This window comes from Bradyrhizobium diversitatis, from assembly GCF_016031635.1.
Classification (GTDB): domain Bacteria; phylum Pseudomonadota; class Alphaproteobacteria; order Rhizobiales; family Xanthobacteraceae; genus Bradyrhizobium; species Bradyrhizobium diversitatis.
This window is the reverse complement of record NZ_JACEGD010000055.1, coordinates 17,158-39,095: the sequence shown is the minus strand read 5'-3', so window position 1 is coordinate 39,095 and position 21,938 is coordinate 17,158. Positions and strand designations below refer to the sequence as shown.

Annotated in this window: 15 protein-coding genes and 1 pseudogene; 3 read left to right on the top strand and 13 right to left on the bottom strand. The window is 65.3% G+C overall.

The annotated features are described in order from the left end of the window. The 3 genes and pseudogenes from H1B27_RS36515 to H1B27_RS36505 form a co-directional block, all read right to left on the bottom strand. Window positions 1-841: efflux RND transporter permease subunit (locus H1B27_RS36515; protein ID WP_197969371.1), on the bottom strand; the 841-nt coding region annotated here is incomplete at its 3' end. Window positions 842-878: 37 nt separating this feature from the next. Beyond that, the gene (locus H1B27_RS36510; RefSeq protein ID WP_197969370.1) at window positions 879-2,270 is read right to left on the bottom strand and encodes an efflux RND transporter periplasmic adaptor subunit; all 1,392 of its coding nucleotides are present in this window, start codon (window positions 2,268-2,270) and stop codon (window positions 879-881) included. Continuing rightward, window positions 2,260-3,686: pseudogene (locus H1B27_RS36505) on the bottom strand (efflux transporter outer membrane subunit). The gene H1B27_RS36510 and the pseudogene H1B27_RS36505 overlap by 11 nt, the downstream one beginning before the upstream one ends. 725 nt (window positions 3,687-4,411) lie before the next feature. On the opposite strand from H1B27_RS36505, the gene H1B27_RS36500 reads away from it, so the two are divergent. Further along, a complete protein-coding gene (locus H1B27_RS36500) occupies window positions 4,412-5,446 on the top strand; it encodes a cysteine synthase A (protein ID WP_028176411.1) in 1,035 nt (344 codons plus the stop codon). Between the two features lie 61 nt (window positions 5,447-5,507). On the opposite strand, the gene H1B27_RS36495 is transcribed toward H1B27_RS36500, so the two are convergent. The 6 genes from H1B27_RS36495 to H1B27_RS36470 all read right to left on the bottom strand — a co-directional run bounded on the left by H1B27_RS36495 (window position 5,508) and on the right by H1B27_RS36470 (window position 14,729). Further along, window positions 5,508-7,691 (bottom strand): O-linked N-acetylglucosamine transferase, SPINDLY family protein, encoded by a 2,184-nt coding sequence (locus tag H1B27_RS36495; protein ID WP_061881568.1) that lies wholly within the window; start codon window positions 7,689-7,691, stop codon window positions 5,508-5,510. A 184-nt stretch (window positions 7,692-7,875) separates the two neighbouring features. Then, on the bottom strand, window positions 7,876-10,116 hold the full coding sequence (locus tag H1B27_RS36490; RefSeq protein WP_197969369.1) for an O-linked N-acetylglucosamine transferase family protein: 2,241 nt from the start codon (window positions 10,114-10,116) through the stop codon (window positions 7,876-7,878). 101 nt (window positions 10,117-10,217) lie between these two features. Next, window positions 10,218-10,955 carry an amino acid ABC transporter ATP-binding protein gene (locus H1B27_RS36485; protein ID WP_061881549.1) on the bottom strand — a complete coding sequence of 246 codons (738 nt, stop codon included), beginning with the start codon at window positions 10,953-10,955 and terminating at the stop codon, window positions 10,218-10,220. Window positions 10,956-10,966: 11 nt separating this feature from the next. Continuing rightward, window positions 10,967-12,487: an amino acid ABC transporter permease gene (locus H1B27_RS36480; RefSeq protein ID WP_197969368.1), complete on the bottom strand. Its 1,521-nt coding sequence runs from the start codon at window positions 12,485-12,487 to the stop codon at window positions 10,967-10,969. Then, a complete protein-coding gene (locus H1B27_RS36475) occupies window positions 12,484-13,689 on the bottom strand; it encodes an amino acid ABC transporter permease (protein ID WP_197969367.1) in 1,206 nt (401 codons plus the stop codon). Before H1B27_RS36475 ends, H1B27_RS36480 begins: the two co-directional genes overlap by 4 nt. A gap of 23 nt (window positions 13,690-13,712) precedes the next feature. Continuing rightward, window positions 13,713-14,729, bottom strand: a complete 1,017-nt coding sequence (locus H1B27_RS36470) for an amino acid ABC transporter substrate-binding protein (RefSeq protein ID WP_197969366.1) — start codon at window positions 14,727-14,729, stop codon at window positions 13,713-13,715. A gap of 397 nt (window positions 14,730-15,126) precedes the next feature. Here H1B27_RS36470 and metC point away from each other — a divergent pair, with 397 nt between their 5' ends. Together metC and H1B27_RS36460 are read left to right on the top strand one after the other, a co-directional pair. Beyond that, window positions 15,127-16,311, top strand: coding sequence for a cystathionine beta-lyase (gene metC / locus H1B27_RS36465; protein ID WP_061881545.1), 1,185 nt, complete (start codon window positions 15,127-15,129; stop codon window positions 16,309-16,311). 178 nt (window positions 16,312-16,489) lie between these two features. Further along, window positions 16,490-18,181 carry a Na/Pi cotransporter family protein gene (locus H1B27_RS36460; RefSeq protein ID WP_061881544.1) on the top strand — a complete coding sequence of 564 codons (1,692 nt, stop codon included), beginning with the start codon at window positions 16,490-16,492 and terminating at the stop codon, window positions 18,179-18,181. 1 nt (window position 18,182) lies between these two features. Here the strand turns inward: H1B27_RS36460 and H1B27_RS36455 are convergent, their stop codons facing one another. The 4 genes from H1B27_RS36455 to H1B27_RS36440 all read right to left on the bottom strand — a co-directional run bounded on the left by H1B27_RS36455 (window position 18,183) and on the right by H1B27_RS36440 (window position 21,906). Beyond that, a complete protein-coding gene (locus H1B27_RS36455; protein ID WP_061881543.1) occupies window positions 18,183-18,521 on the bottom strand; it encodes a lipid-A-disaccharide synthase N-terminal domain-containing protein in 339 nt (112 codons plus the stop codon). Further along, window positions 18,518-19,252, bottom strand: coding sequence for a glycosyltransferase family 2 protein (locus H1B27_RS36450; RefSeq protein ID WP_197969365.1), 735 nt, complete (start codon window positions 19,250-19,252; stop codon window positions 18,518-18,520). Before H1B27_RS36450 ends, H1B27_RS36455 begins: the two co-directional genes overlap by 4 nt. A 64-nt stretch (window positions 19,253-19,316) precedes the next feature. Beyond that, window positions 19,317-20,162 carry a phosphatase PAP2 family protein gene (locus tag H1B27_RS36445; RefSeq protein ID WP_197969364.1) on the bottom strand — a complete coding sequence of 282 codons (846 nt, stop codon included), beginning with the start codon at window positions 20,160-20,162 and terminating at the stop codon, window positions 19,317-19,319. A gap of 1 nt (window position 20,163) precedes the next feature. Then, entirely contained in the window at window positions 20,164-21,906 is a 1,743-nt protein-coding gene (locus H1B27_RS36440; protein WP_197969363.1) for an ArnT family glycosyltransferase, read from the bottom strand. Window positions 21,907-21,938: the final 32 nt, after the last annotated feature.

The following is a 21,938-nucleotide window of genomic DNA, read 5'->3' as shown; positions in this document are numbered from 1 at the left end:
CGGCCGGCGTGCCCTGGTACCAGCCGCCGGTGCGGTCGTTCTCGAGGCCGTCGACGATCTGGGCGACGTCGCCGATGGTGACGGGCGAGCCGTTGCGATAGGCGATGATGACCGGCCTGTAGGCGTCGGCGGCGGCGATCTGGTCGTTGGCTGCGATGATGTAGGATTGCTGCGCGCCGTCGAGCGAGCCTTTCGGCCCCGAGACATTGGCATTGGCGATCGCAGTACGCAGATCTTCCATGGCGATGCCGTAGGCCGCAAGACGCGCGAGATCGGCCTGGATGCGCACGGCTGGCTTCAGCCCGCCGAGGACCGAGACCCGTCCGACGCCGGAAATCTGACTCAAGCGCTGCGCCAGAATGGTGTCGGCGATGTCGCTCATCACGCGCAACGAGATCGTGTCGGAGCGCAGCGCCAGCGTCATCACCGGCGCGTCCGCTGGGTTCACCTTGGCGTAGGTCGGCGGATAAGGCAGCGTCTTGGGCAGCACGCCGGCCGCGGCATTGATGGCGGCCTGCACGTCCTGGGTCGCGCCGTCGATATCGCGGTTGAGGTCGAACTGGAGCGAGATCTGGCTGACGCCGAACGAGCTGGTCGAGTTCATCGCCGACAGCGACGGGATCTGGCCGAGCTGCCGCTCCAGCGGCGCGGTGATCAGCGAGGCGATCACGTCGGGGCTGGCGCCCGGAAGCTGCGTCGTCACCTGCACGGTCGGGAAATCGACCTGCGGCAGCGCCGAGACCGGCAGCGCGAAATAGCCCAGCAGCCCGCCGATCAGGAGCGCGATGCCGAGCAGCGAGGTCGCTATCGGCCGTCGGATGAAGGGTTCGGAGACACCCATGGGAGCTGCCTGCCGCTTCAGGCGGCTGTTGTCGGGATCATGGCTGCTTCGCTCCACTTCCCGATGCGCCCGGCCCCGGTGCCGGCCCGGTCTGTCCCTTCTGGTCGCCCTCGCTGCTCTTCCGCTTGGCGCGGAATTCGCCCTCCTTGCCTTGCGAATCCTTCTGGCCTTCTTTGGCACCCTCCTTCTTCTGGGCGTCCGGCCCGCGCGAGCGCTTGCGCGGCGCGAGATCGGCCGACGGGGTCTGGTCGTCGCGGCCCACGATCACCTTGGAGCCATCGGACAGATTGGCAAAGCCCGTGGTGACGACCTTGTCGGTCGGCGAGAGGCCCCTGGCGATGACGGCGTCATGCTCGTTCTGCTGGGTCACCGTCACGGGCTTGGCCGAGACGATGTTGTCCTCGCCGATGACGTAGCTGAAGGTCCCGATCGGACCGCGCTGCACGGCAGAGGTCGGCACCACCAGCGCCTGCGTCAAGGTCTCGACCTTGAGGCGGACATTGACGAACTGGCCAGGCCAAAGCTGGTAATGGGCGTTCGGAAATTCCGCCTTGAGCTTGAGCGTGCCGGTGGTCTGGTCGACCTGGTTGTCGATGCCGGTGAGCTTGCCGGTGTCGATCACGGTAATGCCGTCATTTCCGAACACGTCGACGGCGAGCGTGCCCTTTGCCGCGGCCGCGTTGACGCGCATGATCTGCTGCTGCGGCAGGCTGAACCACACCGCGATCGGCTGCAATTGCGTGATCACCACGAGACCCGTGGTGTCGGAGGCATGGACGATGTTGCCCTGGTCGACCTGGCGCAGGCCGGCCCGGCCCGAGATCGGCGCCACGATCTTGGTGTAGCTCAGCGTCGCGGCCGCGTTGTCGATCGCCGCCTGGTCGGCCTTCACCAGCGCCTCCGTCTGCGCCACCAGCGCGCGCTGGGTATCGGCCTGCTGCTTGGAGCCGGCATTGGAGGCGGCGAGCTGCTCGTAGCGGGCGAGATCGATGCGCTGATTGGCGAGCTGGGCCTCGTCCTGCGCCTTCTTGGCCACCGCCTGGTCGTACTGCGCCTGATAGATCGCCGGATCGATCTCGCCGAGCACGTCGCCCTTCTTGACGTCCTGGCCCTCCGTGAAGTTGACGGCGATCAGCTTGCCGTCGACCTGCGAGCGCACGGTCACGGTGTTGAGCGCGCGGATCGCCCCGACGCCGTCGAGATAGACCGGCACGTCCTGGATGCGCGGGCTCGCTGCCAGCACGGGCACCGGCAGATCGGGACGCTGGTTGCGGTTGTTGGCCTGTTGCTGATGCGTGACGATCCAGCCGAGATAGCCAAGGCCGCCCAGGATCGCGAGCGCGACCAGGGTCATGACGAAGCCGCGGCCGCGCGATTTTTTCGCCGTCCCCTCTTCCGCGCCCTGCTTCGTATCCGGCTTAAAGAGCATTGACCGGTTTCTCCATTCGCGGCTCCCAACCGCCGCCGAGCGCCTGGTACAGGCTGACGATGGCGAGAAGCCGTGCGAGTTGCGCCTGCGACAGCACGTCTTCCGCCTGGAACAGGGTCAGTTGGGTGTTGAGCACGGTCACGATGTCGGCGGTGCCGGCGCGCAATTGCTGCTCCGACAGATCGAAGGCGCGGCGCGAGGCGGCCACGACGTCGCGCTGCAATTGCAGCCGGATCGTGGTCTGCCTGATCGAGAACAGCGCATTGTCGACGTCGGCAAAGGCCTGGACGATGGTCTTGCGGTAGGTCTGGAGCAGCTCGTCCTGGCGTGCCTTGGCAAACTCGAAATTGCCGAGGATCCGGCCGCCGTCGAAGATCGGCTGCGTGGCGCTGCCGACGAGCTGGAAGAAGGCCGCGTGCGGCTGGAACAGCGAGACCAGCGCCGAGCTCTGGTGTTCGCGGTGGCGGAGGCGAGCTGCGCCTCCTGCCGGCGGATGTCCGGCCGCTGCGTCAGCAGCTCCGACGGCAGGCCAGGCGTCACGCGTGGGATCGCGATCCGGTCCAGCGAGCCGCCGAGCACGCGCACGCTCTCCGGCGGGCGCGAGACCAGCACGGCAAGCGCGTTGACGTTCTGGTCCAGCGTCTGGCGCAGCGGCGGCACCAGGGCCTTCTGGTTCGCCAGTACGCTTTCCTGCTGGGCGACGTCGAGATCGGTGCCGGTGCCGGCCCTGCGGCGCTCCCGGACCGCATCGAGGATGCGCTGCGCGCTCGCGATGTTGCGCTGTGAGGTCCTGATGCGGTCCTGCGAGGCAAGCACCTGGAAATAGGCGTTGGCGACGGCGGCGAGCGTCGTCAGCGCGACCGTGTCGCGATCGAAACGATTGGCGTTCGCGGTCTCCTCCGCCGTCTGCAGCGCGTCGCGGTTCTGGCCCCAGAAGTCGAGCTGATAGCTCGCGCTGAGCGAGGCCGAATAATTGACGACCTCGCGCCCGCCGATGGACAGACCGGAGGCGCTCGAACCCGAGGTGCGCGAATAGGTTTCCGAGCCGGCTGTCGACAGGCTCGGCAGCAGCGCCGCGCCCGCCTGCCGCGCCTGGGCGTCGGCCTGGACGATGCGCGAAACGGCAGCGGCGATGTCGAGGTTGACGGTCTGCGCCTCCACCATCAGCTGCGTCAGCTCCGCTGAGCGGAAGCCGCGCCACCAATCCAGTGACGGCGGCACATCCCCTTTCCCGGCATATTTGTATTGCGCGGGAACATCGAGCGCGGGGTCGGGCAGATCCTGAGTCAGCACGCAAGCGCCTGAACCGGTGGAGAGGCTCAGCACCGCAAGCCAGCGCGCCGCACGACGCGTCCAGGCCGCGGAGCGCAATGATCGCCACATGGCGATCGCCGGAACATGTTGTGTCACATCCACCCCCCGCCGGGCAGATCGAGCCGCCACCCCGCCGCGGGATTAGCCGATTCGCGGCAGGACGGTGGGGGGGCTTTCGGCAACTCGTTCACAGGCGATGCTTTCTGCGGAACCTCGAGCTTCATACTAGCCGGGCACGGAACAGGGGGACAGTGTCGCAGTTGCGAGATGCCCGTGCCAACGAGCGGGCGCGAAACTGACAGGAATACAAAAAGTGTCTGTCTCGCAGAGACTTTTCTCTCTGCGTGGCGTCGGCAAACGTGATCAAGCTTACCAAGATTTCATGTGATATTGCTGCCACACCGGATGCTAAGCTGCAATTTGACTGCACACCACGCAGCTTCGGCCCAGTCGCGCCTCCGAGCCACATCACAAGACCGTCAATTTGCCGAAAGCGATTCCGTCCATCGCGCCGACACTTCTTCGGCTTTCCGCGCGCTCCCACGCTCCTCGATTTCGACCCGTCTCGTCCCTGGCAAAAATTGGTCGCAAGACCGCTCATGATGCGCGCTATCGTTTCGTCCCCCGACAGCATTCAGTGATTTCCTCCTACCGGTATCCTGCCTCGCGGCCGAGCGCATCACCGCCGGTCTCGCCGCTCGGAATATCACTGTTTGGGCGGGCGTTTCGGTCCGGTTCGCCGCAGCGCAAAAGCCTTCCCCTTTGGCCTCCCAGGCACTAGGTTCTGGCCAAAGCTGATCAACCCCTTGCCAGTGATTTCCCCCGACATGACCATTCGAAACGACGTTGTCGAAGCCATCGGCAACACCCCGCTGATCAAGCTGAAGCGCGCCTCGGAACTGACCGGATGCACCATTCTCGGCAAGGCCGAGTTCATGAATCCGGGCCAGTCGGTCAAGGACCGCGCCGGCAAATGGATGATCCTGGAGGCTGAGAAGCGCGGCGAGCTCAAGCCCGGGGGTCTCGTGGTGGAAGCAACCGCCGGCAATACCGGCATCGGGCTCGCGGTCGTGGCGAGCGCGCGCGGCTACCGCACCCTGATCGTGATCCCGGAGACGCAGAGCCAGGAAAAGAAGGATTTCTTGAAGCTGTGCGGCGCCGAGCTGATCGAGGTGCCGGCCCTCCCCTATGCCAATCCCAACAACTACCAGCATGTCGGCCGGCGGCTCGCCGACGAGCTGCGCAAGACCGAGCCAAACGGCGTACTGTTTGCCGATCAATGGAACAACCTCGACAATGCCAAGGCGCATTACGAATCCACCGGCCCCGAGATCTGGGAGCAGACCGGCGGCAAGGTCGACGGCTTCGTCTGCTCGGTCGGCAGCGGCGGCACGCTGGCCGGCGTCAGCCGCTATCTGAAAGAGAAGAGCAAGAACGTCCGCATCGCTTGCGCCGATCCGCACGGCGCCGGCATGTACGAATATTTCAGGACCGGTGAGGCCAAGGCGACGCCCGGCGGCTCGATCACCGAGGGCATCGGCCTCAACCGCGCCACTGCGATCGTCGAGACAGCCAAGGTCGACGATACCCATCTCATTCCGGATGCCGAAGCCGTCAGCGCGATCTACGAGCTGCTGCAGCACGAAGGCCTGTGCCTCGGCGGCTCGACCGGCATCAACGTGGTCGGCGCGATCCGCCTTGCCAAGCAGCTCGGGCCCGGCAAGACGATCGTCACCGTGCTGTGCGATTCCGGCAGCCGCTATCTGTCCAAGCTGTTCAACGCAGACTTCATGCGGGCCAAGAACCTGCCGGTGCCGGAGTGGCTGGAGAAGCGCAGCAATATCAAGCCGCCCTTCGTGTGATCGTCGCAAGAAGGCGCACGTCGCCGATGTGCGCCCGCAAGGCGCCCCCGGTTCGGTCCACTTATGCGACCTCGCCGCGTTCCGCGGCTGCGGCACAATAGTCGCGCCAGAACTGGCGATAGCCCGCCTCGACCTTGCGCGTGTAGATCTCGACGTTGCCGGCGGGCGAAGCTGCGATCCGGGCCGGCAGTTCCGCGCGCAGCTTCGCCAGATGGGCGGACTGCGCCGCATATTTGCATGCGATCGCGGCGTAGCCTTCGTCGTCCTCAGCGACCCAGTCCTCCAGACCGACGGCCGCGACGATCGACCCTCCGGCGCGCGACGAGGCGCCATTGCCGAGCTTGGCGACGACGGGAACGCCGGCATAGAGCGATTCCCAAGTACTGATGCCGCCGTTTTGCGGGAAGGTATCCAGCGAGATGTCCACCTTCGCGAAGGCCAGCAGATGCTCGTGGCGCGAGGTGGAGCCCATGCAGGTGATATTCTCAGCGGCGATGCCGTGCGCCACGAACCGCGCCACCAGGCTGTCGCGCAGCAAGGGGTCGTCAAGCAGCCCGTGCTTGATGATGATCTTCGATCCGGGCACCTCGCGCATCACCTTCGACCACACAAGGATGGCTTCGTCCGAGATCTTGTAGATGCGGTTGAACACGCCGAAGGTCACATGGCCGTTGCGGAGCATGGGCAGCTCCGACATCGGCACGTCCAGCACGGGCTCGATCGTGATCAGGCACGGCAGATCGTGAACCTTCTCGGCCAACAGATGGCGCGCCGATTGCGGAATGAAGACCGGATCGGCGAGCACGTAGTCCATGGTCTGAAGGCCGGTCCCGGTGGCATGTCCGAAACCCGTGACCTGGACGGGCGCGGGCTTCCGGGCAAACACATGGAGCCTGTTGCCGGTCGTGTGGCCTGATACGTCGATCAGCACATCGACCTTGTCGGCCTGAATTCGATCGGCCAGCTCGTCGTCCGAGAGCTGTCCGGCGTCGACCCAGACGTCCGCCAAAGGCTTGAAGCGTTCGGTCATCTCATCCGGCAACGGAAAGCAGGAATAGCAGATGATCTCGAACCTGGCGTGATCATGATGGCGCAGCACCGGCAACAAAGTGAGCGCGGCCGAGTGGTTCCTGAATTCGGACGCGACATATCCGACCACGATCCGCCTGTCCGGATCGAGCTCCCGTGGCGCGAGCGTCCTTCGCGGCAAATTGGCACCGACCGCGTCCCACCAGGACTTTCGCGCCGCCTGCTGGACCGCAAAACCAGCCTCGGAAAGATAGTCCAGCAGGAAAATCTTGCGCTCGATGGCGTCCGCATAGTCCGGCCTGAGTTCCAGCGCCTTGTCCAGATGCTCAAGCGCCGTCGCGATGTCTCCCTGGCTCGCATGACACGACGCCAGCAGTGCCATGCCGATCTCGGAGCGCGGATTTTCCTCGAGCAGAGTCTTGACGGCCGAAATCGCCTTCGCCGTATTCCCCAGGAGAATGTTGACTTGCGCCTTCCCGCGCAGCGCCAGCTCGAGCGTGGGCGATTGCGCCAGCGCGGCATCGAAGTCTGCGGCGGCCTGCGGCAGCCGCGACAGATCGAAGTTGAGCCGTCCGCGCTGGGCCAGCATCCTCGCCGAATTGGGCTTGATCGCCAGTCCCGCCGCGAGCGCGGCTTCGGCCTCGTCGAAGTGCCGGAGCTCGACGCTCAGCATCCCCTTGCCGGCGATCGCTTCGGCGTGACGCGGCTGAAACAACAGAGCGCGGTCGAAACTCTCCCTGGCGCGATCGAACTGACCCATCATCAGTTCGGCCATGCCCCGATTGCAGAACGCATCGGCATAGTCCGGCTTCAGCTTGATGGCGCGATCGTGCAGTTCGATGGCCTGCTCAGCGAGCTTCATGTGCAGCAGGGTATTGCCGAGATTGGTCAGCGCGAGCGGGAAGTTCGGCTTCAGCGCGATCGCCCTCTCTTGGCACCTGCGCGCATCCTCGAATTTCTTCAGGTCGAAGTAGACGGTCGCGAGGTTGCTGTGGGCTTCGTGCGAACGCGGATCGAGCCCAATCGCACGCTCGAGCAGCTCTTGCGCCTCCGCCAGGCGACGGCCGTCATGGGCGCACAGGCCTAGCAAATGCGTGGCATCGAAATGATCCGGAAGCGCCTTCAGGATCTCACGGCAAAGCGCCTCGGTCTCCGCGTACCGGCCCTGGCCATAGGCGCTCGCTGCGGCGGAGATGACGGCGTCCGCCTGCTTCATGAGTTTCTTCTGCAATCGCGCGTTCTGGAATGCGCGCGCGCCGGCGCCGCTGCTCTGCAAGGTTGCTCTCCGAAGGATGGCCGCACGGAGAGTCTAGCTGATTCGTCGTCAAGGCCGCCCGGTCGGCTGAAGCGGCGAGGCCCCCGGGGTTTCCCGATGCTCAGGGCGAGATCTGGCCCCCGGCCTACGCTAGGTCCCCGCCTTCCGGGGCCGCAGCGCAATAGTCGCGCCAGAACTGGCGATAGCCCGCCTCGACCTCGCGCGTGTAGATCTCGACGTTGCCGGCGGGCGAGGCCGCGATCCCGGCCGGCAGTTCTGCGCGCAGTTTCGCCAGATGAGCCGGTTGCGCCGCATATTTGCACGCGATCGCGGCATAGCCTTCGTCATCCTCGGCGACCCAGTCTCCAAGACCGACGGCCGCGACGATCGACCCGCCGGCGCGCGACGAGGCGCCCCTCCCGAGCTTGGCGACGACCGGAACGCCAGCATAGAGCGATTCCCAGGTGCTGATGCCGCCGTTTTGCGGGAAGGTATCCAGCGAGATGTCGACCTTCGCGAAGGCCTGCAGATGCTCGGCGCGCGGGGTCGAGCCCATGCAGACGACGTTGTCCTCGGCGATGCCCTGCTCCACGAACCGCGCAATCAGGCGGTCGCGCAGCATAGGATCGTCCAGCAATCCGTTCTTGATGATGATCTTCGATCCGGTCACCGTGCGCATCACCTTCGACCACACACCGATGGCCTCGTCCGAGATCTTGAAGATGCGGTTGAACACGCCGAAGGTCACATGGCCGTTGCGGAGCATGGGGAGCTCAGAAGGCGGCGCATCCAGGATGGGATCGATCGTGATCAGGCACGGCAGATCGTGAACCTTCTCAGCCAGCAGATGGCGCGCGGATGGCGGAATGAAGACCGGATCCGCGAGCACATAGTCCATGGTCTGAAGGCCGGTCCCGGTGGCATGTCCGAAGCCCGTGACCTGGATCGGGGCCGGCTTGCGGGCGAAGACATGGAGCCGGCTGCCGGTCGTATGTCCTGATACGTCGATCAGGATATCGATCCCATCGACCTGGATACGATCAGCCAGTTCGTCGTCCGAAAGCTGCGCGGCATCGACCCAGACGTCCGCCAAAGGCTTGAACTGTTCGGTCATCTCGTCCTGCGACGGCCAGCAGGAATAGCAGACGATCTTGAACCTGGCGTGATCATGATGGCGCAGCACCGGCAACAGCGAATACGCTGCCGAGTGGCGCCTGAATTCGGACGCGACATAGCCGATGACGATCCGCCTGTCCGGATCGAGCTTGCGCGGCGCAAGCGTCCTTCTCGGCAACTTGGCGCCGATCGCATCCCACCAGTATTTTCGGGCCGCCTGCTGGACTACGAAATCGGCCTGCGGCAGATAATCCAGCACGAAAATCCTGTATCCGATCGCCTCCGGAAAGTCCGGCGCGATCTCCAGCGCCGCATCGAGATGCGCGAGCGCCGTCGCGATGTCTCCCTGGTTCACGTGGCAAGCCGCAAGAAGCGCCAATCCCATCTCCGAGCGCGGATTGACCTCGAGCAGCGTCTTGACGCCCACCATCGCCCGCGCCGTGTTCCCCACGAGGATGTCGATTTGCGCCCTCCAGCACAGCGCGACCTCGAGCCGTGGCGATTGCGTCAGCGCCGCATCGAGGTCCGCTGCCGCCTGCTCCAGCCGGGACAGGCTCAGATTGAGCCGTCCGCGCTGCAGCAGAATCCTGGGTGACCCTGGCTTGATCGCGAGCGCTGCGTCGAGGGCGGCGGCAGCCGCGTTGAAGTGCCTGAGTTCGAGGCTCACCATGCCCCTGCCGGCTATTGCCTCGGCATGGCGCGGCTGAAGCGATAGGGCGCGATCGAAGCTCTCCTTGGCGCGCTCGAATTTGCCGGTCATCAGCTCCGCCATGCCGCGGTTGCAAAATGCATCCGCATAGTCCGGCTTCAGCCTGATCGCGCGGTCGTGCAGTCCGATCGCCTCTTCGCCGAGACCGATGTGCAGCAGCGTATTGCCGAGATTGGTCAGGGTGATCGGACAATTCGGCTTCAGCGCTATCGCCTTCTCCTGGCACGCGCGGGCGGCCTGAAATTTCTGGAGAGCGAAGTACACGGCCCCGAGATTGCCATGGGCGTCGGGTGAACGCGGGTCGAGCGCAATCGCGCGCTCGAGCAGGAATTCCGCCTCATCGAGCCGGCCACCGTCGAACGCGCGCAGGCCGAGCAGGTGCGTGGCGTGGAAATGATCCGGAACCTCTTTCAAAATCTCGCGGCAGAGTTCCTCGGCCTCGGCAGGTCTGCCCTGCCCGAGTGCCTCGACCGCGAAGGACATGACGGCGTCCGCCTGCTTCCTCAACTTCTTCTGCAATCGCGCGTTCTGGTATGCGCGCGCGCCGAGACTGCTCTGCAAGGTTTCTCTCCGGAGGATGGTCCGAAAAGAGACGAGCTGATTCGCATGGTGCCAAGCTTGCGGCGGCGGTCAGACCGGCGAGGCCGCCGGGTTGCGGGGGCTCACCGCAGGATCTGGCTCAGGAACAGTTTGGTGCGGGCATGCCGTGGGGCGGCGAAGAATTCTCTCGGCGTGTTGGCCTCGATGATCTGGCCGGCGTCCATGAACACGACGCGGTTGGCGACCTCGCGGGCAAAGCCCATCTCGTGGGTGACGACGAGCATGGTCATGCCCTCCTCGGCGAGATCGACCATGGTGTCGAGGACCTCCTTGACCATCTCGGGGTCGAGCGCCGAGGTCGGCTCGTCGAACAGCATCACCTTCGGGTTCATGGTCAGCGCGCGGGCGATCGCGACGCGCTGCTGCTGGCCGCCGGACATCTGCCCCGGAAACTTGTTGGCCTGGTGCGGGATCTTGACCCGCTCCAGGAATTTCATCGCGGTCGCCTCGGCGTCCTTCTTGGGGATGTTGCGGACCCAGATCGGCGCCAGCGTGCAATTGTCGAGCACGGTCAGATGCGGGAACAGATTGAAGCTCTGGAACACCATGCCGACTTCGCGACGCACGGCATCGACATGCTTGAGGTTGGGACCGAGCTCGATGCCGTCGACGACGATCTCGCCCTCCTGGAATTCCTCCAGCGCATTGATGCAGCGGATCAAGGTCGACTTGCCCGAGCCCGAGGGCCCGCAGATCACGATGCGCTCGCCCTTCGCGACCGCCAGGTCGATGTCCCGCAGGACATGGAATTCGCCGTACCACTTGTTGAGGCCGGAAATCTTGACGATGGGCTCGGACATGGTGGCCTCGATCAGCTGCGGCGGTGGGCGTTGAGGCGGCGCTCGACGAACAGCGAGTAGCGCGACATTCCAAAGCAGAAGATGAAGTAGATGATCCCGGCGAAGGCGAAGCCGGTGAATGCGGTCGACGGCGTCGACCATTTCGGATCCGAGAACGAGGCGCGAAGCGAGCCCAGGAGATCGAACAGTGCCACGATCGAAACCAGCGAGGTGTCCTTGAACAGCGAGATGAAGCTGTTGACGAGGTTCGGAATGACGTGACGCAGCGCCTGCGGGAGCACGATCAACGAGGTCGTCTTCCACCACGACAGTCCGAGGGCGGCGGCCGCCTCGCCCTGCCCGCGCGGGATCGCAGCGAGGCCGCCGCGGACGTTCTCGGCCTGGTAGGCGCCGGTGAACAGCGCGATGCCGATCAGCGCCCGGACCAGGCCGTCGACGGTGAAATTGCCGGGCAAGAACAGGGGCAGCATGTAGGTGGCGAAGAACAGCACGGTGATCAGCGGCACACCGCGCCAGAACTCGATGAAGGCGATCGAGAAGATCCGGATCAAGGGAATGGTGGAGCGGCGGCCGAGCGCCAGCGCGATGCCGATCGGCAGCGAAGTGACGATGCCGGTGACGGAGACCACCAATGTCACCAGGAGGCCGCCCCATAGATTGGTCGTCACGATCGGCAATCCGCCGCGGTCCAGGCCCATCAGCTTGATGACGATCGCGATGGCAATGAAGATGGCGATGCTGGATGCCAGAGCCCGCCCGCCGGTGCGAATGCCGCCAGCAAGAAAGAACGCGATCAGGCTGACAATCGCGGCAGTGATGCCGAAATCGGCCCAGACCGGCTGCCCCATCACCTGGACATAGTCGCGCAGCCAGGTGAGCGGAAAGATCAGCCAGGAGATCGCCGTGCCGACCAGCACGATGAGGCTTCCGACAACCCACAGCAACGGTGCGATGGCGGACGTCTTGCTGAGACTGAGGAGCGCCTGCCCGGCACCGATGATGCTCTCGTCGAACAGTTGCAGCAGGCCGGCCGTCCAGCTCAGGCCGAAGCCCTTGATGCCGCCGCCGTGCAGCAGGAAGAATGCGACCACCGGAAAGGCAACGAAGAACAGGCCCGCGTTCAGACCCTTCGCCGGCAGCCGCGGAACGAGCAGCGGAAGCAGCAGCACGACCGCGAGCAACATCGTGAGGTCGACCCGCCAGCGCTCCGCCTCGGGATAGAAGCCGTAGATGAGCTGCGGCAGTTTCGCCTGGATGTAGGGCCAGCAGGCACCGACAGCAAAGCCGGCGTTCTCGGCGAGGCACGCGGTGCGGTCCTGGCCGCTCCAGACCGCATCGACTATCAGGAACCTGACGGAGGGAATGACGGTGAACCAGAGCAGCAAGGCGCCCACGATCGTGAGCAGGATATTGGTCGGCGAGTTGAACAGGCGCGTACGCACCAGGCCGATGAAGCCCGTGGTCTTGATCGGCGCGGGCCGCTCGGCGAGCAGGTCCTGGCGGACGAAGCTGCTTGAGCTGATATCGGTCATGCGCCGAGGCTCCGGCTGACGCGCCAACCGTAGACGCTCATGACGGCGCTGGTGAGCAGCGAGATCAGGAGATAGATGCCCATCGTCATCGCGATGATCTCGATCGCCTGCCCGGTCTGGCTCAGCGACGTGCCGGCGAACACCGACACCAGGTCGGGATAGCCGATCGCGACCGCCAGCGACGAGTTCTTGGTGAGATTGAGGTACTGGTTGGTCAGCGGCGGCACGATGACGCGCATGGCCTGCGGCACGACGATCAGGCGGAGCGTGGCGCCTCGGCTGAGACCGAGCGAGGCTCCCGCCTCCATCTGTCCCTTATGAACGGACAGGATGCCGGCGCGCACGATCTCGGCGATGAAGGCGGCGGTATAGGACGACAGCGCCACCGTCAGCGCCACGAATTCCGGGATGATACGCGAGCCGCCCGCGAAGTTGAAGCCCTTGAGCTGCGGCAGCTCGAAGGTGAAGGGCAAGCCGAACACCAGCATGGTCGCGACTGGCAGCCCGAACAGCAGGCCCAGCACATAGGGCCAGATCCGGATCATGCGCCCTTCCTGGAACAGCGCGCGCCGCGCATGGAAGCGCAGGGCCAGTGACGCCACGATGCCGAACACCAGCATCGCCAGGAACGGCACGAGACCGCTCTGACCGATCGGGCTGGGAACGACGAGGCCTCGATTGCTGATGAACGCGATGCCGAACAGGGAAATGCTCTGCCGCGGATTGGGCAGGGCCGCGAGCACCGCGAGGTACCAGAACAGGATCTGGAACAGCACCGGCAGGTTGCGGATGACCTCGACATAGATCTCGCCGACGCGCGACAGCAGCCAATTGGGCGACAGCCGGCACAGCGCGACGATGAAGCCGATCACGGTGGCGAAGACGATGCCCACCACCGAGACGACGAGCGTGTTCAGCAACCCGACGACGAACACGCGCAGGAACGTGTCCGAGCCGGTATAGGGGATCAGGGTCTGGTTGACGTCGAAGCCGGCATTGTTCCTGAGGAAGCCGAAGCCGGCGGCGATGTGCTGGTTCTCGAGGTTGGCGCGGGCATTGGAGACGATTTCATAGCCGATCCAGCCCAGGATCGCCGCGAAGGCGAACTGGACGGCAACGCCGTTCCAGCCTGCCTTGCCGCCCAGGATGCGCCGGATCTTCAGCGCACTCTGGGCCGGCGGTTTTCGGGCCTCGGTGCTCATGCCGTTGCCGGCCGATCGGGTGATCAGCGGATCGGCGGCGCGTACTGAAGACCGCCTTTATTCCAGAGATTGTTGAGACCGCGATTGATGGCGAGCGGCGAGCCCGCGCCGACGTTGCGGTCGAACACCTCTCCGTAATTGCCGACCGCCTTCACGATCCGCACCACCCAATCCTTGGTCAGACCGAGCTGTTCGCCGAAATTGCCGTCGCTGCCGAGCACGCGCTTCAGTTCCGGATTTTCCAGTTTCGCCTTCTCGTCGACGTTCTTCGAGGTGACGCCGAGCTCTTCAGCGGTGATCATCGCAAACAGCGTCCATTTCACGATGTCGAACCACTGGTCGTCGCCGTGGCGCACCATCGGACCGAGCGGTTCCTTCGAGATGATCTCGGGGAGCACCATGTGGTCGTTGGGACTGGCGAGCTTCAGACGATTGGCGTACAGGCCCGACTGGTCGGTGGTGAAGACGTCGCAACGGCCGGCTTCGTAGGCCTTGACGGTTTCGTCGTTGGTGGCGAACGCGATCACCTCGTACTTCATGTTGTTGGCCTTGAAGTAGTCGGCGAGATTCTGCTCGGTGGTGGTGCCGGTCTGCACGCAGACCGATGCGCTGTTGAGCTCGAGCGCCGAATTCACCTTGAGGGACTTCTTCACCATGAAGCCCTGCCCGTCATAATAGGTCACGCCGGTGAAATTGGCGCCGAGCGAGGTGTCGCGCGAGATGGTCCAGGTGGTGTTGCGCGAGAGCACGTCGATCTCGCCGGATTGCAGCGCCGTGAAGCGGTCCTTGGCGGACAGCGGCACGTACTTGACCTTGGTCGGATCGTTGAAGATCGCCCCCGCGATGGCGCGGCAGACGTCGACGTCGATGCCGGTCCAGTTGCCCTTGTCATCCGGGGAGGAGAAGCCGGGCAAGCCCTGACTGACGCCGCAGGACAGCATGCCCCGGTCCTTGACGGTCTTGAGCGTTTGCACATCGGCGGCTTCGGCAGAGAGGCCGGCGGCGAGAGCAAGGGTGAGAGCCAGGGTTACGCGTTTCATGGGCTTTGGGCCTTTCAAGGTCGTCTCAAGATCAGGAATAATGTTGTCTGTGGGGTCATCTCTGCCAGGGCTAATCGTACCAGGGCTAGCCTTGCAAGAGTCATGCTGGAACACTTGCCGAACACCCGCCGATCCCGGGAGGCCATACCTTAATCCCCGCCGCAGGCGCCCGCCATTACGGCTGTGGCGCAAGGTCCGGTCAGACATTGGATCGAAGGTCGCGGCAGGCCCCTCAACATGCGGCGACTGAATAGCACCCGCGCATCACAGAACGACTGGCCTGCCGGGTCAAGGGGTTGACGAGACTCTTCTGTGTTCTGTTATTAACGACGACGGCCTTTCGGCCCGCCCGCGGGCGCAACGCGCCCGGCGGAAACGCGATTTTGAAAGCAGACGCATGGATTCCTCGCACCCCCAGCAGCAGCATGCCGAGACCCGGCTGGTCACCTCCGGCCGCGACACCAAGGCGCAGAAGGGGTTCGTCAATCCGCCGGTGTTCCACGGCTCGACCGTGCTCTATCCGACCGCCGAGGACCTGCACGCCCATCGCGGCGAGTTCACGTATGGCCGCCACGGCACCCCGACGACCAAGGCGTTCCAGGACACGCTGATGGCGCTGGAGGGACCGCAATGCGCCGGCGTCGGCATCGTGCCCTCCGGGCTTTCGGCGATCTCCACCACCCTGCTCTCGGTACTGAAGACCGGCGACCATATTCTGGTCGTCGATAACGTCTACCGGCCTTCGCGCAATTTCTGCAACGGCATGCTGGCCCGCTATGGCGTCGAGACCACCTATTTCGATCCGCTGATCGGCGCCGGCATCGACAAGCTGTTCAAGCCCAACACCCGCGCGGTGCTGGTGGAGGCGCCGGGCTCGCAGTCGTTCGAGATGCCCGACATCCGCGCCATCGCCGAGGTCGCGCATGGGCGCGGCGCGCTCGTCATCGACGACAACACCTGGGCGACGCCGCTCTATCACCGCTCGCTCGAGCAGGGTGTCGACATCAGCATGCAGGCCGCCACCAAATATATCGGCGGCCATTCCGATATCATGTTCGGCACGATTTCTGCCAATGCCAAGGCTTGGCCGCAGATCATCGAGGGCATCCGCCTGCTCGGCGTCTGCGCGGGCCCCGACGACGTCTTTCTGGCGCTGCGCGGACTGCGCACGCTGTCGGTGCGATTGGCGCAGCATCATCGCTCCGGGCTCGACATGGCGCGCTGGCTCGCTGCCAGACCCGAGGTCGCGCGCGTGCTGCATCCGGGGCTCGAAACCGATCCCGGCCATGCGATCTGGAAGCGCGACTTCACCGGTGCGTCAGGCCTGTTCAGCATCGTGCTGAAGCCCGCGCCGCAGAAGGCGGTCGACACCATGCTCGATACGCTGAAGCTGTTCGGCATGGGCTTCTCCTGGGGCGGCTTCGAGAGCCTCGTGATCCCCTTCGATTGCGATGCCTATCGCACCGCGACCAAGTGGGCGCCCGGCGGCCCGACGCTGCGTCTGCACATCGGGCTCGAGAGCGTCGATGATCTCAAGGCCGATCTCGATCGCGGCTTCGCTGCCCTGAAAGCGACAATGTGAGCCTGCTCGCGAGGCAACGCGCCTCGGGACAGGGCAGCCACGCTCCGGCGGACGCGCAATCGCGCGCCGCGGGAACGCGCCGCTGCCGCAAACGTTAACGCCGATGCGCCGACAAAGGGTTTGATCGGCTCCCGTTTGGCGTTAGCCTCGCCAATCGACTCCAATCCGGACACGGAGCATGGGAACGTTGGTTCTGCTCGATCTCATGGGCGGCGTTGCCCTGTTGCTGTGGGGCCTGCACATGGTCCACAGCGGCATTTTGCGCGCCTTCGGTCCCGACCTGCGGCGGCTGCTCGGCAAGGCGCTGAGCAATCGCGCCAGCGCATTCGCCGCCGGCCTCGGGCTCACCGCGCTGCTTCAGAGCAGCACGGCGACGGCGCTGATCACGAGCTCGTTCGCGGCCGAGGGCCTCGTCAGCCTCGCCGCTGCGCTCGCCATCATGTTGGGAGCCAATGTCGGCACGACGCTGATCGTGCAGGTGCTGTCGTTCAACATCGCAGCCGTTGCGCCGGTCCTGTTCGTGCTCGGACTCGTCGCCTTCCGCTCCGGCCCGCGCTCGCGGATCAAGGACATCGGTCGCGTCTGCATCGGCCTCGGCCTGATGCTGCTCTCGCTGCACATCCTGCTCGACACGCTGGCGCCGGCGGAGAACGCGCCCGGCGTCCGCGTCGTGATGTCGGCCATCACGGGCGATCCGATCCTGTGCATCGTCATCGCCGCCCTCGTCACCTGGGCGGTGCATTCGAGCGTCGCCAGCGTGCTGCTGATCATGTCGCTGGCCTATTCGCAGTTCATCTCGCCCGATGCGGCGCTGGCGCTGGTGCTGGGGGCCAATCTCGGCAGCGCCATCAATCCCGTGTTCGAGGGCGCCAGGCGTGACGATCCCGCGAGCTATCGCCTGCCGGTCGGCAATCTCGTCAACCGCGTGGTCGGGATCGCCCTCGTCCTGCCCTTCCTGAGCGCGATCGCCGAGCACATGCATGCCTGGCAGCCCGATCTCGCCAAGATGACGGCGGCTTTCCACATTGCCTTCAACCTTGGCACGGCCGTCGTCTTCATCGGCCTGCTCGACACCATGTCGCGCCTGCTCACCCGCCTTTTGCCGGATCGCGTGCATGAGGCCGACCCGGCCCGGCCGCGCTATCTCGACGAGACCGCGCTGGAGACGCCGTCCCTGGCGCTCGCCGACGCCGCCCGCGAGACGTTGCGCATGGGCGATCTCGTCGAGGTCATGCTGCGCAAGGTGATGGCCGCGATGATGAGCGGCGACCGTGCGCTGGTCGATCAGGTCTCCAAGATGGACAATCTCGTCGACGGTCTCGACGAGGCCATCAAGCTCTACGTGACCAAGCTGATGCGGGGCAGCCTCGACGAGACCGAAGGACGCCGCGCGATGGAGATCATCTCCTTCGCCATCAACCTCGAGCACATCGGCGACATCATCGACAAGAGCCTGAGCGAGCTCGCCACCAAGAAGATCAAGCGGCGCTTCCAGTTCTCGGCGGAAGGGGCCGACGAGCTCGCCGCTTTCCACAAGCGCACGATGGACTCGCTGCGGATCGCGTTCGGCGTCTTCATGTCGGGGGACGCCAACGAGGCCCGCAAGCTGCTGGTGGAGAAAACCGCGCTACGCAACACCGAGCTTGCCGCGGTCGAGCGGCATCTCGACCGCCTGCGCGAGGGCCGTCCCGAGACCATCGAGACCACGTCGCTGCATCTGGACGTGCTGCGCGACCTGCGCCGCATCCACTCGCATATCTGCTCGGTCGCCTATCCCGTGCTCGACGCAGCCGGCGAGCCCTACCGCAGAACCGAGGCGGACACAGCCACCCTGCCCGCGTCAGGAGCGGCCTCGGCGCTGCCGCGCTAGATCAGCGATCCAGCGTCTTCGAAGCGCTGCCGCGGTTCTTCCAGATCAGCATGATGTTCCTGATGTAGATGATGGTCGCGAGCGACTGTCCGAGGATGATGACCGGCTCGCGCTTCACGACGCCGTAGACCAGCGTCATCAGCCCGCCGCCCATCGAGCAGAACCAGAACGCCATCGGCACCACGCTGTTGCCGGCGCGCTCGCTCGCGATCCACTGCACCAGGAAGCGCGCGGTGAAGAACAATTGCGCGACGAGCCCGAATGCGAGCCAGAAATCGAATTTGGCGACGAAGACGTCGTAGAGATAATTGCTCAGCGCCTGACCGTATTGAATGATCATGCGTTCACCTCGGTCACCTCAGGAGTCGGCTTCTTGCGGCGGATCAGCCACCACACCCCGGCGAGATCCATGATGCCGATCCACAGCCGGTCGAAGAAGCCGTAGTTCGATACGCCGGAGTGGCGCGGCCGGTCGATCACATCGACATAGGCGATCTCGTAGCCCTCGCGGCGCACCAGCGCCGGCAGGAAGCGATGCAACCCGTCGAAATAGGGCAGCATCAGGAAGACGTCGCGCCGGAACGCCTTCAGTCCGCAGCCGGTGTCGCGCGTGCCGTCTTTCAGGATGGCGTTGCGAACGCCGTTCGCCACGCGCGACTGGAACTTCTTGAAGCCTGTGTCCTTGCGCCCGACCCGCTGGCCGGCGGCCAGCCCGACGCGCGCGCTTTTCTCGACCGCCGCGATCAGGTCCGGCAGGAAGACGGGATTGTTCTGGCCATCGCCGTCGAGTGTCGCCACGATGTCCCCGCGCGCAGCACGCACACCACTGCGCACAGCCGCTGATTGGCCGCCAGACCGCGCATGACGGAGCTGACGCAGATTGCTCCGCTGCTTCATGATCGCGGCAAGCCGCTCGCCGGTCGCGTCGGTGGAGCCATCGTTGACGTAGATGATCTCATAGGCCCAGCGGCCATCGAGCGCCGCCCCGATCTCTGCGATCAGCGGCGCAATATTGTCGGCTTCGTTGCGCACGGGAACGACGATGGAAACCGAAGGCTGGGGCGTCGACAAAGGAGGCTCGTGGTTGGATTTGGCCTGCGCCTTGGGAACCGGCGGTCCCGGCAGGCAGCCGCTTTTATGGGGCGGATGCCCCGTGGGCAACCCTTTTGAGGCGACCCCGGGCCGCTCCCGGAAGAGGCACGATGGTGCCGTCGGCGCGGATGGCAAAGCCGAGCCGCCGGGCCGCGAACCAGTAACGCACCATCATGGCGCCGACCATTCCGACCAGGGCGCCGGCCACGACGTCGCTGGGGTGATGCGCGAGCAGCACCAGGCGCGTCAGCAGGATCACGATTGCGTAAGTGAACATGAACACCCGCAGGCGCGGCCACAGCGCCGAGACCGCAAACGCCAGGGCGAACGCGGCCACTGCATGTCCCGATGGCAGGCTGGCATAAGCCCCCGTTCCCTCGAACGGCACGAAATTGAATGGATTGGCCTTGCCGCCGACGAACGGGCGGCCGCGGCCGATGAGATATTTCAGGATCTCAGCGACAAGCGCCGACACGGCAACAGACAGAAATAAGTACTGAAGCCGCGTGCCGAAGCCGAGCAGCACCGCGCGGCGAGTCCCGTGCAGCCCGGCAGCAACGAACGCCACAGCCACCAGCGCAGCCCCCAGCACGATCAGCAGATACTCGTCCTTGCCGAAATCGGTGAGGATGCGGATCGGCCACAGGGTTGGCGTGCCGCGCGGCGGCATCAGCTCGATCTCGGTCTGATCGAACCCGGCCATCAGCACGATGACCAGCGCTGCGCCCGCTAAGCTGAGCCAGAGCGAGTGCCGCGCCAGCTTTCGAGCGGCCTCGGCCCGGCGCGAATGCGAGGGCGACCGCACGAGCTGCGCCAGCGCGCCCCGGGACACGGCGAGCAATTGTCGGGGATAGCCGGCACGCGGCGCAATGTCGGTCGGCACCTGCATCCTACTCGGTGCCTTCCGAGCGGAAGATCGAGATCGAGATCGCGCGCCCTTGCGAGAAGTTGTAACCGTCGATGCGCGCGCCGACCTTGTAGCGCAGCCCGATCGCCTCGGCGCGCTGCACGAAGCTGCGCTCCGAACGCTGCTCGATCAGCGCGAAGCGGCAGCTGCCCTGCCGCAGGAAATCCGCCGCACCGGAGCCGTCGGTGAGCAGGGTCCGGGTCCCCACCAGGAAGACGAGGCTCGGCTCGTGATAACCGGCCGCAGCGGCTTTCGGTCCGACGCAGGTGACGTTGCGAAGCGCGCGCGCGATCTCGATGCTCGGAAACAGCGGCGTCAGCGACGGCAGGACGATGCCGTAGACCGTCACAGCCAGCATCAGGGCTGCGACCAGCGCGTTGAGCAGCGAGCGTTCGGCACGATTGTTGTCGTAAAGCCACCAGGCGAATAGGCCGAAGATCAGCGATGCCGCGATGAACGGCCAGGCCACGAAGGCCGGCTGCCGCGTCAGAATCACCGACCCGACGACCGCGATGATCGAGGCGGCTGCGGGGATCGCGAACCACCAGGCCGAACCGCGCATCAACCAGGAACGCGACAGCACGCGCCGCTCCACCGCGCCTGCGGTGAGGATCGCGATCGCCGGATAGAGCGGCAGCACGTAATGCGGCAGCTTGGTCAGCACGGCCTCGAACACAATCCAGGACGGGATCAGCCAGGCCAGCAGGAACTGCGCGCCGGGCTCGCGCCGCGCCCGCCACACCGCGGGTGCCGCCATCGCCGCCAGCGGTGCGCCCGGCCAGAACGTGATCCAGAACAACGCGAGGTACAGTCCGGGCGGCGCGCCGTGGGATTCCTGGGCACCCAACTTGCTCAGCATGTCACCGCCGACGGAATCGGCGAAGAAGGTCTCGCCCGCGCGCCAGAAGATCGCGACGAACCAGGGCAGCACCAGCACCAGCATCCACATCAGGCCCCAGACAGGCCTCAGCTTCCACAGCCAGGAGGCGTCACGGTCCTGGATCGCGAGCGCGACGATGGTCAGGCCTGCGAACATCAGGATCAGCGGGCCCTTGATCAGGACGCCCACCGCGAGCGCGGTCCAGAAGATCGCCGGCCAGCTCCAGGGCGGATGCGTCTCGTCCTCGGCGCGCTGCCAGGACAGATAGGCCCGCGCCATCGCACCCATCGCGGCGACGACGCAGAGCAGCAGCATGGCATCGGTCTTGGCCAGGCGCGCCTCGACGCCGAGCAGCACGGACGCGCACATCATCAGCGCCGCCAGCACGGCGGCACGCCGCGTGACGAAGCCGAGCGCGGCCCAATAGGTCATGAGCACGGCGCCGATCGCGCCCATCAGCGACGGCAGCCGGTAGACCCAGATGCGCAATTCGGCCTTCGGCAGCTTGAGCATCGAGGCAGCCTCGACGGTCGCCGATTGCAACCAGTAGATGCCGACCGGCTTCTTGTAGCGGACGTCCTCCTGAAAGCGGATATCGACGTAGTCGCCGCTCTCGACCATCTGCTTGGTGGCCTGGGCGAAGCGCGCTTCGTCGCGATCGATCGGCGGGATGGTGAAGAAGCCCGGCAGGAACAACAGCAGCGCGCACAGCACCAGGAAGCCGACCGCGCGCGCATGGCTGGCCGTGACGATGTCGAGCATGCGCACGAGTCCACTGCCCGGATTTGCGGGTGATTTCGACTCGCGGGGTGCTCCAAAACGGGGGCTTGGGTAGGTCTCGGCCATTGGTTCCGCTTACGCTGAAACCGCCATCGCCA